This is a genomic window from Marinobacter halotolerans (genome assembly GCF_008795985.1).
Lineage (GTDB): Bacteria > Pseudomonadota > Gammaproteobacteria > Pseudomonadales > Oleiphilaceae > Marinobacter > Marinobacter halotolerans.
Map to the genome: position 1 here is coordinate 1,231,085 of NZ_VMHP01000001.1, position 13,027 is coordinate 1,244,111.

The 13,027-nt window shown below is 59.1% G+C and carries 12 protein-coding genes; 3 read left to right on the forward strand and 9 right to left on the reverse strand.

The window, feature by feature from the left end; genetic code table 11:
• Positions 1 to 58: 58 nt before the first annotated feature.
• Positions 59 to 2,167 (reverse strand): putative bifunctional diguanylate cyclase/phosphodiesterase, encoded by a 2,109-nt coding sequence (locus FPL19_RS05835; RefSeq protein ID WP_150911487.1) that lies wholly within the window; start codon positions 2,165 to 2,167, stop codon positions 59 to 61.
• A gap of 67 nt (positions 2,168 to 2,234) precedes the next feature.
• The gene (locus tag FPL19_RS05840; RefSeq protein ID WP_150911489.1) at positions 2,235 to 3,971 is read right to left on the reverse strand and encodes an isocitrate/isopropylmalate family dehydrogenase; all 1,737 of its coding nucleotides are present in this window, start codon (positions 3,969 to 3,971) and stop codon (positions 2,235 to 2,237) included.
• A 91-nt stretch (positions 3,972 to 4,062) separates the two neighbouring features.
• Between FPL19_RS05840 and FPL19_RS05845 the strand changes: the two genes are divergently transcribed.
• Positions 4,063 to 5,073, forward strand: a complete 1,011-nt coding sequence (locus FPL19_RS05845; protein WP_150911491.1) for an arsenic resistance protein — start codon at positions 4,063 to 4,065, stop codon at positions 5,071 to 5,073.
• On the opposite strand, the gene FPL19_RS05850 is transcribed toward FPL19_RS05845, so the two are convergent.
• From FPL19_RS05850 to FPL19_RS05860, 3 genes are read right to left on the reverse strand one after another with little or no spacing between them, the layout of a single operon-like run.
• Positions 4,977 to 6,161 carry an MFS transporter gene (locus FPL19_RS05850; protein ID WP_150911493.1) on the reverse strand — a complete coding sequence of 395 codons (1,185 nt, stop codon included), beginning with the start codon at positions 6,159 to 6,161 and terminating at the stop codon, positions 4,977 to 4,979. The two genes, FPL19_RS05845 and FPL19_RS05850, sit on opposite strands and share 97 nt — an antisense overlap.
• Positions 6,158 to 6,955 (reverse strand): ABC transporter permease, encoded by a 798-nt coding sequence (locus tag FPL19_RS05855; protein ID WP_150911495.1) that lies wholly within the window; start codon positions 6,953 to 6,955, stop codon positions 6,158 to 6,160. The genes FPL19_RS05850 and FPL19_RS05855 overlap by 4 nt, the downstream gene beginning before the upstream one ends.
• The gene (locus tag FPL19_RS05860; protein ID WP_150911497.1) at positions 6,942 to 7,550 is read right to left on the reverse strand and encodes an ABC transporter ATP-binding protein; all 609 of its coding nucleotides are present in this window, start codon (positions 7,548 to 7,550) and stop codon (positions 6,942 to 6,944) included. Before FPL19_RS05860 ends, FPL19_RS05855 begins: the two co-directional genes overlap by 14 nt.
• Positions 7,551 to 7,738: 188 nt before the next feature.
• Between FPL19_RS05860 and FPL19_RS05865 the strand changes: the two genes are divergently transcribed.
• Entirely contained in the window at positions 7,739 to 8,266 is a 528-nt protein-coding gene (locus tag FPL19_RS05865) for a hypothetical protein (protein ID WP_225314307.1), read from the forward strand.
• Between the two features lie 84 nt (positions 8,267 to 8,350).
• On the opposite strand, the gene FPL19_RS05870 is transcribed toward FPL19_RS05865, so the two are convergent.
• Genes FPL19_RS05870 through FPL19_RS05885 form a run of 4 tightly spaced genes read right to left on the reverse strand, consistent with a single transcriptional unit; the run spans position 8,351 to position 12,204 of the window.
• Positions 8,351 to 9,166 (reverse strand): formate/nitrite transporter family protein, encoded by an 816-nt coding sequence (locus FPL19_RS05870; RefSeq protein WP_150911501.1) that lies wholly within the window; start codon positions 9,164 to 9,166, stop codon positions 8,351 to 8,353.
• A 27-nt stretch (positions 9,167 to 9,193) separates the two neighbouring features.
• Positions 9,194 to 10,387, reverse strand: coding sequence for an organoarsenical effux MFS transporter ArsJ (gene arsJ, locus FPL19_RS05875; RefSeq protein ID WP_150911503.1), 1,194 nt, complete (start codon positions 10,385 to 10,387; stop codon positions 9,194 to 9,196).
• A gap of 1 nt (position 10,388) precedes the next feature.
• Positions 10,389 to 11,393: an ArsJ-associated glyceraldehyde-3-phosphate dehydrogenase gene (locus FPL19_RS05880; RefSeq protein ID WP_150911505.1), complete on the reverse strand. Its 1,005-nt coding sequence runs from the start codon at positions 11,391 to 11,393 to the stop codon at positions 10,389 to 10,391.
• Between the two features lie 46 nt (positions 11,394 to 11,439).
• Positions 11,440 to 12,204: a metalloregulator ArsR/SmtB family transcription factor gene (locus FPL19_RS05885; protein ID WP_150911507.1), complete on the reverse strand. Its 765-nt coding sequence runs from the start codon at positions 12,202 to 12,204 to the stop codon at positions 11,440 to 11,442.
• Between the two features lie 91 nt (positions 12,205 to 12,295).
• On the opposite strand from FPL19_RS05885, the gene arsH reads away from it, so the two are divergent.
• Positions 12,296 to 13,018 (forward strand): arsenical resistance protein ArsH, encoded by a 723-nt coding sequence (gene arsH, locus FPL19_RS05890; protein WP_150911509.1) that lies wholly within the window; start codon positions 12,296 to 12,298, stop codon positions 13,016 to 13,018.
• Positions 13,019 to 13,027 lie beyond the last annotated feature (9 nt).

Consider the following 13,027-nt stretch of genomic DNA (forward strand, 5'->3'; position numbering starts at 1 on the left):
GGGCGGAATTCTCGTTTTACCGAAGAGTGTAGTTCACTCCGGCTAAGGCGCCCAGGCGTCAGTGATGGATATGACCGGCACGAAGCAATTGTTCGAACTCCGGGGCGGGCATTGGCTGAGAAAAAAAGAACCCCTGGGCGAAGTCGCAGTCCACTGCCTTGAGCCACTCCATCTGCTCCTGCGTCTCGACGCCCTCTGCCACCACCTCAAGACCCAGTTTGTGGGCCATCATGATGATGGTCTCGGCAATAGTGCCACTGCTCGACCGGGGCCCGTCTTCCCGCACAAAGCTCTGGTCAATCTTCAGGTAGTTCACATTGAAGCGCTTGAGATACTCCAGGGATGAATAGCCGGTGCCAAAATCATCCAGTGCCAATTGCACACCGGCTGCTGCCAGCTCGGAGAAACTTTTATCAAGCTGTTCTGAGTCACTGAGGAAAACATTCTCCGTGAGTTCAATGACAAAGCCACCCTTGGAACGCGAAAAGGTTTCCAGGTGCGCCTGCCAGGCTTTGCTGTGACTGTTCCTGACAAATTGCACGGGCGATGAGTTAATGCTGAGCTGAAACTCGCCCTCCATCAGCTCTACCCAGCGCGCGGACTGGTTGGCGGCTTCGGAAAACACCCAGTGTTCCAGGGCCGACATAAGACCGGTCTCCTCTGCCAACGCCAGGAACTCATCCGGCAGTTTGAGCCCGTGTTCCGGGTGCTGCCAGCGTAACAGCGCTTCGGCCTTGACGATGCGGCCGCTGGCAAGGTCAACAATGGGCTGATAAAACAACCTCAGCTGCTCCTTGAGGGGCGCTTCCCGCAAATCGTTGATCAGTTGCTGGCGCTCGGTGCGGGCGCTCTTCATAATTTCAGTGAAATAGCACACCCGGTTGCGACCGGAATGCTTGGCCAGATACATGGCCTGATCGGCATCGCTTAACAGCTGCTGCGCTGTGCCGGCATCCCCGGGGAAAAGCGTTATTCCGATGCTGCCCGAGATCGTGACTTTCTCCTCTCCCAACTGGAATGGCCGTTTCAGCTCGCCGAGAATGTTGTCTGCAATCGCCTCTATCAGCTCGCGGTCACCGGTGTCCAGCAGCAGCACTGTGAACTCGTCACCGCCGATGCGAGCCACCGTGTCCGTCTGGCGCACGCAGGCGCTGACACGCTCTGCAATGACTTTCAGCAGGGCGTCACCTGCCTCATGTCCGAGGGTGTCGTTAATTGTCTTGAAATGATCCAGGTCAATGAAGAGCAGAGCGAACGGATCGCCGGTGCGATCAGAGTGCGCCGCGTGCTGGCTCAGCCGGTCCATGAACAGCCGACGGTTGGGCAGCCGGGTCAAAAGGTCGTAATTGGCATGACGCCAGATCCTTGTTTCCGACTCCTTGCGCAGGGTCACATCATGGGCGATGCCGGATACGGCTTCCACCTCGCCCTGTTCATCAAGTACCGGCGCATACAGACACTCGAAATAGCGGGTCTCACCGGCAGGGCTCTGCATCTTTACTTCACTCTCCCGCTGCTCCCGGAAACGGATCACGTCCTTCAGTTTGGTTTCACCGTTATACTGGGAGGGCAGCGGCATTTCTGAGCACGACCGACCAACAATCTCTTCTGGCGACACCTGACAGAGTTCGGCCATGGCGTTGTTGGCATACAGGAAAGTGCCATCCGGGTTCAGCACATAGCAGGGGTCAGGCAGTGAAGACAGCATGGCTTCTAACCGACGGCCTTGTCTCTCTTTTCTATGGACGTAGTTCTCAATGGACTGCGCCAGGGCCAGATCGATTTCGTGGTCGAACCGGATCAGTTCCCTGACACCCTCTTTATCGATATCGCCGTTAAACTGGACCCAGAGCTCGATCACAGTATGGCGCAAGGCGCGGAATTCCGCCGCCACGTGGACGATGTCGGCACCCAGGTCGTGCCTTTCAGAACCATGAACACGTGCGGAGTTACTGCTCTCGGGATTATAGGGGCAGAAGTCAGGAGGCCGCCCCTCTTCGTCCGGGGACTGCTCAAGTGTCACGGTAATACCGAGCAATATCTCTTCGATATGGTCCCGCAACTCGTCTCTGGACAAGCGCTCAGCGGGAAGAATATGTTTGGCATCAAACTCCCATATCCGAAGAATATGCTCCGTATGGGCGCGGATAAACTCTGCCAGTCTCATCCTTGAAATGCCTCATAGTTTGTAGGGCCCTTTAACACAATGTGGCATTTCCAGGGCTTTTTTCAAGTCAGGTCAGGTTTCCCTCAACCGCGGCCAGGAATCCGGCCATATCCACCACCTGCTCGGACGCCGGGTCAACGGTCTTGCCCTTCAGATCCGCCGTTACAACGCCCCCGTCAACGGTATCGGTGAGGGCCGATTTCAGTCTGATCGCATAGTCGGCAAGAGGCTGGTTGTCCTCGCGCTCGCCGAGAGTTTCCAGGGCGTTGGCGAGGGCAAAAATCAGGGCCGACGGGTTGAAGTGCGCTTCGCGCCCCTCGCTTTCGAGGTATTTGAGATAAAGGTCATGGGCGGTGCCATGGGGTGCCTCGAACAGCATGGTGCCATCCTTGCTCTCGATGATGGAACTGGCCGTCGCCAGGCTGCCCCCGAGAGCAGCGGAAATGTCGGAGAAAATGTCGCCGTCCAGATTCTGGGAGGGATAGAGCGCGTTTCTGGGTGGGTCGGTAATCATTTTCCTGAGCTGGCTGGACGGCCGCATAATCATGAAGGACGGCGGCGGCGTGTGCTCCCGGGCCAGGTCCCGGCGCACCTCGGTGATCACATTGCTGAACACCTCGTCGTACTCCATGTACTCCCGCTTGAGCCCGAAATAGACCTCTTTGTCTTTACGGGACGCGTCACGGAACACCTGGGTTACCCAGTCCTTGATGGCTTCACGGTCATTGGACATAAGCAGTATCGGATCGCCTTCCCTGACCCGCCGGGCATGTTTCTCGTCACCATCGACAATGACCTTGAGAATGCCGTCTTCCGTGGCGGGCATGTTGAAGCTGCCGTACTGGTCACCACCGCCAGCACTCATACGGGAAATGGAGACATGGGCACCGCGGCTGGGAATGCCGACTTCCCGCAGCTGATTCACCAGTTTGAAAAGTTTGCGCCCGGTGGTGTTGTCGGGCACACCCCAGAGCGCCCGTTTCGGCGGGTTCGAAACGATGCGCGCGGCCTGGGCGTCGATCAGTTCGTAATGGTAGTTCAGCCCCAGGTTTTCCAGCTGCTTGCGATAATCGCTGTGGTAAACGTCCTCAATGACGGTGCGCATGGCGCCGTCGTAGCCGGGGATGACGGTGTCCTTCAACCCCAGGTAGACATCCCGTTTCTCGTCAACGGCTCGCTGAAAGAAACGATGCGCCCAGGCTCGCACATCCTCCACATCGTTGGTGGCGAGTAACCAGGGGTCGCCCTTGCGGACCTCTCGGCGGTGCAGCTCTACCGGGTCCCCGCTGCTGCCCACAAACATCAGTTTGACAACACCGGTGGCCTCGGAGAGCTGGTTAAAGCTATCCTTGATGCCGCCGAATTCCATGGTGTCGACTTCAATATCGCGACCAATCCAGTCCGGCCGGCTGATCTTCAAGTTGCGGAACTGAATGTCCTCACGGGTAATATTGCCGCTGATACCCTTGCGGATCGCGCCATTGGGGGATTTGGTGGCCAGTGAAAACAGGTTATTTGCGTCCACCTCCGGGTGCTTGCACAGCAACTCTTCCAATTGACTGCGATTGACGGTCATGCCCGCGTTCTTCACCCCGACGCCGCAGCGTTGCAGGGCATCAATGGCATCAATCACCACCTGGCCGTTGGTCAGCAGACGGTTCTCCGCGGACAGGTCGATTTCCTCAAGCTGAATATCCAGACGCGCTGAAACGAATTTTTCCAGAATATGCTCGAAAGCAACCTGCGCCATCTCGTCACCATGAAGGATGACCAGAGGCGACTGTACCTTTATTCTGCTGTCCATAACTGTCTCCCTGAAGGAACGGTACCCGATTCAGCATAAAAACCGGTTGCAGGGCGGTCAAGGTGGCCCGGCTGATAACGGCGAGGAATTCATGCGCGACACACTGGAAAGGTATCAGGTCTGGCTTTACCTGTCCGGCATACTGGCCGGAATGGCCCTCGGCCACAGCCTGCCCGAAACCACGGCATACTTCGAAGAGATGCTCTGGCCGGTACTGGGCGTGCTGCTCTACGCCACCTTCACCCAGATACCCCTGACCCATCTGGCCCGGGCCTTCCGGGACAAACGATTCAACGCCGCGCTGGTGCTGGGCAATTTCCTGGTCATGCCCGGCATTGTCTGGCTGCTGATGTTCCTGGCGCCGGCGGACCCGGCGGTTCGGCTGGGCATACTGCTGGTTCTGCTGGTGCCCTGTACCGACTGGTTTATCAGTTTTACCCACTTGGGCGGCGGGGACGGAACCCGGGCCATTGCTGCCAGCCCGATCCTGCTGATCCTGCAGATCGTTTTGCTGCCGCTCTATCTCTGGCTGTTTCTGGATGAGGCCATGGTGGACGCCAATCTGGCCGGGCACCTGCTGCCAGTCTTCTTCGGGCTGATACTGACACCTCTGTTGTTGGCCTGGCTGACGGAAAAGGGCGCGGAAAAGCGGCCCAAAGTTGAGCGCCTGGTTTCGGCTCTGGGCTGGCTGCCGGTGCCCGCTCTGACCCTGGTGGTTTTCCTGGTCGCCGGCTCCCAGATTGCCCTGGTGACGGAAAGCGGCGGCATCCTCTGGCTACTGCTGGTGATTTTCACGCTCTATCTGGTGGCGGCGGCTCTGGCGGGTCAACTGCTCAGCCGGATCTTTGATCTGCCGGGCGCCCGTGGGCGCACCCTGGCGTACAGTTTCGGCACCCGCAATTCCTTTGTGGTGCTGCCTTTCGCTATAGCCCTGCCAGACCTATGGGCGCCGGCGGTGGTGGTGATTGTGTTCCAGTCGCTGGTAGAGCTGTTCGGCATGACCGGCTACGTCAAATGGCTGCCCCGACTCATCCGTGCCAGCGACCAGAGCCCCAACACAGGCCCTGGCACCAGCAAAAGCACTACCCAGACACCGTACTGACCCCAAAGCCCGCTGGTCAGCCAGATAGCTGGCAGAGTCAGACCAAAGCCGACCGCATTCATCACCGCCAGGGAAGAGCCCACTGACTCCTTTGGCGCCGTTGCCGCTGCCAGTGCGGAAAACTGTGGCGAATCCGCAACCACCGCAATGCCCCAGACCAGCAGCAGGCCGATCAGAAACATCGGGGGCAAACCGTTCAACCAGGGATACAGAAGGCAGACCAGCCCCGACAGCGTCAGTGCCCAGCGGGCCACCCACTGGCTACCCAGAGTTCGACTGAGGCGACCACCGCCAACACAGCCAGCGGCCCCACTACCGATCACTGCAAACGCCAGCCAGGGAACCAGTGCATCCTCCTGCCCCAGGCGTTGCAGTTCACGGCCAATCAGCAGGGGTACCAGGGTCCAGAAGGCGTAGAGCTCCCACATGTGGCCGAAATAGCCGCCAGCCGCCGCGCGAAACCGGGGCATTCGCAGCGCCGCCAGGCCCTGGCTCAGAGGCAGACGGCCATTGCCTTTGGGCAGGTGCGGGCCGTCCCCCAGCAGAAACACCAGCAGTCCTCCGGCCAGCGCGAGAACGGACGCTGCCATCAGCGGCCACTGCCAGGGCATGCCCAGGGTTGCTCCACGCATCAGGTGCGGCAGCGCAGTGCCCAGTGTCAGCATACCCACCAGCCAGGCCAGCGCCGCCCCGGCGTAGCGGGGAATCCAGGCGATCACAAGCTTCATACCCAGTGGGTAAATACCCGCCAGGCAAAGCCCGGTGGCGAACCGCAGGATGAAATCGAGCGGCGGCTGGCCTGCGGCGAAAATGAACCCGCCGTTGACCATTGCCCCAAGCAGGCTCGACAGGGCAAAAATCCGGCTGGCGCCAAAGCGGTCCGCCAGACCGGTGACGGCGATGGTCAGAGTGCCGGCGATGAAGCCGGCCTGAACCGCCAGCGTCAACCGGCCCAGGTCGGTTTCTGTCAGCCCCAGTTCTGCCGACAGCGACAGCCAGACGCCATTGATGCTGAACCAGAGCGAAGTGCCGAACAGCTGCGCCAGCACAATCACCGGTAGCGGATACCGCCGCAAAAGGTCTTTCATGGTTTCACCAGTCGATCCAGCCGCAGACGCTCCCGATCGTCGAACAGCCGGCGACCGCCCCAGGTGACCGCCATCACCGCCCCGAAGCCGGTACCGACGGTGATGATCAGCATCACCAGAATCTGATATTTAACCGCCACCGCCGGCGGGCTACCGGCAAGGATCTGGCCCGTCATCATACCGGGCAGGCTAACAATGCCGGCGGCGGCCATGGCGTTGATGGACGGCATCATGCCGCTGCGCATGGCGTCCTTGCGGATATCCTCCAGCGCCTTACTCCAGGTCTGGCCCAACATCAGCCGGTTCTCGATAACCGCCCGCTGACGCCAGACCGACTCATTCAACCGGTCCAACGCCAGACTGACGCCCGTCATGGTGTTGCCAAGCATCATACCCAACAATGGAATGGCGTATTGCGGGGCATACCAGGGTTCGGGGCCGATCACTACCGTCAGGGCCAGGACCGTGACGGAAAAAGACGAGACGAACATCGCCCCGGTACCAATACCGAACGCCCACCAGCCCTGTAAGCGCCGACCCTGACGAGCCACCACTTCCCGCCCGGCGACCAGCAACATGACCACGGCCAGCAGGGCAATCCAGTAGAACGCGGACGATGCGAACAGCGCTTCCAGCACCAGGCCGATCAATGCCAGTTGAATCACCGTGCGCAGTGCAGCAATCAACAGGTTTCGGGTGATGCCGAGACGGGCGAGATACCCGGTCCCCGCCAGGGCCAGAACCAGTAGCGCCGCCAGGCCCAGCTTCCACCAGGCCAGATCAATCACTTCCATGGGCGCGCTCCAGACTGGTTCCCTGAATCCGGTAGTGGGCATCCGCCACCCGATGGATCTGCGAGGGATCGTGAGCGACCCACAGCACAGCGATCTGCCGCCTACGGATCTCGGTCAGCAACCAGGCTTCGATGGTTGCCGTGGTGTCGTTATCCAGATTGGCGGTGGGCTCGTCCAGCAATAGCGCCTCCGGCTCAAGCACCAGGGCGCGCCAGAGTGCAAGCCGCTGGCGCTCACCGGAGGACAGCCGGCTCACCGACCAGCCCATCACTTCTGGCGGGAAACCCAGAGCGGAAGGCAGTTTCGAACCGGCATCATCCGGAAAGTGCCCTGCCACTTCATCAAACCACCACTGACTGTCTGCTGGCACCATCACCACCCGGCTTCGCCACTGATGGGCGGGAATATCCAACTGGACTGCATCGCCCAGAGAAACTCTGCCGCCATGTGGCTCCAGGTCCGCCACAGCCCTCAGCAGGCGGCTCTTGCCACTACCCGAAGGCCCGGACAGGCAGACAACCTGGCCTCCCGGCACCGTCAGTGACACCTTATCGAGAGTGCCAACGCTGAGATTTTCAAGCACAAGATCTGTCAAGATAGTATTACCAGGGCTCACCAAAATTTGTAACGGCTATACCATTGCACAGTGTCCTGCCGACAACCAGCCACAGAGGCCACGGATGTATGAAGCTTCGATCTCTTTTCCCGTTCGCTTTGGCATCTTCACTGATCGCCCCTCCGGTCGCAGCGGACGTCAGCCTTACGCCATTTGCAGGTTTCCGAATGAGCAGTTCGGTGGATATCGCGACCGCAGGCGCCAGCACGACAGACCGGATCGACTTCAGGGATTCCGCAAGCCAGGGGCTGGTATTCAATTTTGATCTGCCGGAGGCCGGCAAACAGGGCGAACTCTATTTCGGACGACAGACAACCTCCGCCAGGCTGGACAACGGTCTGTTTGCACCGGGCGTGGAGTGCATCGACCTGACCATCTACCAGATCCAGTTCGGCGGGGTATATTTCCCTGGTGGCCAGAATCACGGCGGGTTTGTCTCTGGTGTGATCGGGGTTACCCGCCTTGAACCGGACGATTCGAGATACGAAACCCACCACCGGGCTGCCCTCTCTCTGGGGGGTGGCTATCAGTTCTTCCTGACGGAAGAACTGCGCCTGCGGCTGGATCTGCGCGGTGTTTACACCGCCCTGAATTCCGGGGGTTCGGCCTTCTGCTCAGGGGGATGCGAACTCAGATTCGAAAGCAGCGGCTACTTACAGGTGGAAGCTGGCGCCGGGCTGGTCATCCGTTTCTAAACCCGGCGCTATGACAAGAGTCCTTATCTGTTCCGCTTGGTGATCGCAGAGCGTGATTCCGCCCGGTGCGAATGTGTAAGCCTCTCAAATCTCCTCACGCACCTGCGCATAGGTGAGCGCCGCGAAAATGCCCGTGCCGCCAAGGACGTTCCCGGCTAAAGCAGGCAGGATGCCCTCAAATACCACGGCGGCAATGCCTAGTTCTCCCTGAACGACGAGAATGAACAGCTCGGTCGAACCGGCAACCACGTGCGACATACCGCCGACGCCGATCATGTACGTCACTATGACGATCATCAACACCTCGCCCGCGCTTTCCATGCGCGGCAGAATCCAGACCAGCGCAGCGATCAGGAACCCCGCCGGGATGCCCCAGGCAAAATGCTCAAAGCCGGTTGCCTCAGCGTAATGATGTGAGATGGCAAGAATGCCTTCGAAACGGGCCTCCGGCACGATGTGTCCATAGACGAGCACTAATGCCGCCGCCATGCACCCCACGAGATTGGCGGCAAAGACGATGCCCCACAGGCGCGCGGTTTGGTAAAAGGACGAGCGCGTTGGCTTGAGGAACAACGGCAGTATCGGCGTGATTGTGTTCTCGGTGAACAACTGCATCCGGCCAAGGATCACGATCAGGAACCCGACAGTGTAGCCAAGATTTGAGATGCCCGCGGCCCAATCAGCATCTGGCAGTATGGATGCAAGAAACCCTTTGCACAGAACCGAGGTGCTTATCGCCAGACCGGCCGCGACTCCGGACCACCAGAGCGCACTCGTCGAACGCGACAGCTCGTGTTCACCTTCCCTCCGGATCGCCTCGAAGATAACCGACGAGGGAACGCTCTCGTACTCATCAGCCTGTTCGTTTTCGTCGCTATCAAGATCGGTGTGATCTGGCATATATTCTAATCCTCAAATGCCCGTCCATCAGACAATCACGGGGCGTTTCTCCGGCAGCATCAGAGACAGCAGCGCCGCTGTTGTTACCAGCCCGCCGGATATCAACAGACAGGCTTCAATTCCGTAGGCCTGGTAAACCCAGCCAGACAGAATGGTGCCAAGCAAACGGCCAGCAGCGTTGGACATATAATAGAAGCCCACATCCAGAGAAACACCGTTGGCCCGGGCATAGCTGACAATAAGGTAGCTATGCAGGGAGGAATTGATGGCAAATAGCACCCCGAACAAAAACAAGCCACCCAAAATCACAACCTGCGGTGACCAGCCCGCCATCAGGCCTCCAGCAATGGCGGCGGGAATCAGCGCCAGAGCCGCCGCCCATAGCGCAGCAGGCTTTATGCCTTCCATGTCGCCGGTAATCTTCGGCGCGATAGTCTGGATGAACCCGTAGCCGATAACCCAACTGGCCATAAAGCCGCCGACTTTCCAGTGGTCCCATCCAAAAGCGGTGCTGAGATATACCGGTAAGGCTACCACAAACCACACATCCCGAGCCCCGAACAGGAACATTCGCGCGGCCGAGAGCACGTTGATGGCTCGGCTCTTGGACAGGATTTCGCGGAATTTGGGCTTTGATTTGCTCTTGCCCAGATCCTGCCCCAGAAGGAACAGGCTGGACAGCCAGACCAGCCCCAGAGCCACGGCCATGATAATGACCGCTCCCCTGAAGCCAGTCGCCATCAACAACACACCACCGAGGAAGAAGCCGACCCCCTTGAGGGTGTTCTTGGAGCCGGTGAGAATCGCCACCCATTTGTAAAGGGTGCCCTGCTGCTCGTCCGGCACCAAAAGCTTGATGCCGCTCTTGGCGGACATCTTGTTCAGGTCCTTGGCAATCCCTGACAGCGCCTGCGCCGCCATGACCCAGGGTACCGTAAGCATCGCCGCCGGCACCGCCAGCATGGTCAGGGCAACAATCTGCAAAAACAGCCCGATGTTCATGGTGCGGTTCAGCCCCGTGCGGGCACCCAGGTAACCGCCCACCAGATTGGTCACCACCCCGAAGAACTCGTAAAAGATGAACAGCAAGGCGATTGCCAGGGGAGAGTAACCCAGCTGATGAAAATGCAGCACCACCAGCATCCGCAGGGCGCCGTCGGTGAGGGTGAAGGTCCAGTAGTTGCCAGTGATCACCAGGTACTGTCGGATGGCAGCCGTCATATCAGGCAGCGCCCACCCGATGAGCCAGCTCCGCAGTGCGGTTGGCATAGCCCCATTCGTTATCGTACCAGGCGTAGATTTTCACCTGGGTGCCATTCACCACTATGGTGGACAGGGCATCAACAATGGAGGAACGCGGGTCGGTTTTGTAATCGATCGACACCAACGGTCGCTCTTCGTAACCCAGGATACCTTCCAATTCGCCGTCGGCCGCCTCTTTCAGCAGCCGGTTTACGGTATCCCTGTCCGTGGCCGTTTCAACTTCAAACACGCAGTCGGTCAGCGACGCATTGGTTAGCGGCACGCGCACAGCGTGGCCATCCAGACGCCCTTTCAGCTCCGGGAATATCTCGATAATCGCCGTTGCTGAACCGGTGCTGGTGGGGATCAATGAACTGCCGCAGGCTCTTGCCCGACGCAGATCCTTGTGGGGCGCATCGATGATAACCTGAGAGTTGGTCAGGCTGTGAATGGTGGTGATGGAGCCGTGCTTGATGCCCAGCTTCTCATGAATCACCTTAACCACCGGTGCGAGGCAGTTGGTAGTGCAAGAGGCCGCTGTCACTATGCGATCCGTGGCGGGTTCAAAGATATCGTCATTCACTCCCAGCACGATATTCTTGGCGCCCTTCTCTTTGACCGGCGCAGAGACCACCACCCGTTTTACCCCCTGGTCCAGGTAGGCCTGCAAGGCGCTGACTTTCTTGTTCACGCCGCTGGCCTCGATCACCAGATCACAGCCCGACCAATCGGTTTCACCGATGGTTCGGTTGTGGGTCACGGGGATGCGCTGGCCCTCAATGACGATATCGGATCCGTCCACAGTTGCCTCCTGGCTCCAGCGACCATGGACGCTGTCGAAGTTCAGCAGGTGAGCCAGCGTTCCGACATCGGCGCCCGGATCATTGATCGCCACAAATTCCATGTCCGGCCACTGCCACGCAGCCCGCAAAGTCAGGCGTCCAATGCGGCCAAATCCGTTAATGCCTACTCTGATTTTGTTCATGATGCGCTCCTGAGGGTGTCTCTTCCGACTTTCAATCCTGTGATAGTTACAGGCACTGGACAGACGGGCGGTCTGCCATTGCCTGCAAACGGGCAAGCGGGCTCTTTATCAGTCCGGCGTTGTGGCTGGCGGTTTCATCCAGCACGCGGGCCAGCCACCGAGGCATACCCGGTTCCAGGGAATAGTAGATCCACTGTCCCCGACGCTCCGTGACCAGCAGGCCAGCATCCCGCAACGTCGCCAGATGCCGGCTGACTTTTGGCTGCGGGGCCTCAAAGGCTTCAGTCAGCTCGCAGACACAGAGTTGTTCCTGGCTCTGAATCAGCAACAGCGCCGACAGACGGAAGTCGTCTGCCAGGGCCTTGAATACCGTCACCGGGTTGTAGCTGGCCGGCTTCGGCCCGGTTTCTTTCTGGTGCACCAGCGCAAACAGAGCGATGCGCTCTTTGACTTCTTTCAGAGTGAGCGCAAACGTGGCGTGACGGTTGGCCGGTACCGGATCGGCAAAATCCCAGGCAATCTGCTGGGCCTGCTGACAGACCGTGCCGCACTCGTTCGCGGCTTTCTCGCAAAGGGTGATCACGTAATCCCAGTATTGCCCTTGCAGCTCCGCCAATTGCTTACTGTGCAGCCCTTCGGTGGCAATGCCGGCCTCTTCAAGAACCTGAAGCGCCATCGGATGGGGCCTGGTTGGTTCGGTACCGGCACTGGCTACCTCAAACCGATCCCCGGCCATGTTCCGGAGCAACGCTTCGGCCATCAACGAACGGGCACTGTTGGCGGTGCAGACAAATAAAATACGGCGCTTCATATCTGAACTTCCATATATTCGGCATTATGAATATCTATTTTTGTGCAGAATAGATCCGACATCTCTACGAGTAAAGGAATCCGGCAAAAGAATGAGCACCCAAGACCAGGACATCCCCAACGTCGATCCGGAATGGTTCCGCGCACCAACAACGGAGCAGCTATTCACGGTAAAAACTTCGTCCCATCCGCCACGGATTCTGTTGCTGTACGGCTCCCTGCGGGAACGCTCATTCAGCCGCCTGGCGGTCGAGGAGGCAGCCCGATTGCTCGAGGCCATGGGCGCCGAAACCCGTATCTTTAACCCCAGGGGTCTGCCACTGGCCGATGCCGAAGAAGCCTCCCACCCCAAAGTCCAGGAATTGCGGGACCTGGCTCACTGGTCAGAAGGCATGGTGTGGTGCTCGCCGGAACGCCATGGCGCTATGACCGGCATCATGAAGACCCAGATCGACTGGATTCCGCTTTCCATCGGCGGCATGCGCCCCACACAGGGCAAAACCCTTGCGGTGATGCAGGTCTGCGGCGGCTCCCAATCTTTCAATGCCGTCAATCAACTGCGCGTGCTGGGCCGCTGGATGCGGATGGTTACCATCCCCAATCAGTCGTCAGTGCCCAGAGCATTTACAGAGTTCGACGACAATGACCGCATGATGCCGTCGCCCTTCTACAACCGGATCGTGGATGTGATGGAAGAGCTGATGAAATTCACGTTACTGATACGGGACCGCAGTGACTACCTGACGGACCGTTATTCCGAACGGGTGGAAAGCGCCGAAGACGTCTCGAAGCGCGTCAACCAGCGCAGCATGTGAGGAGACTCA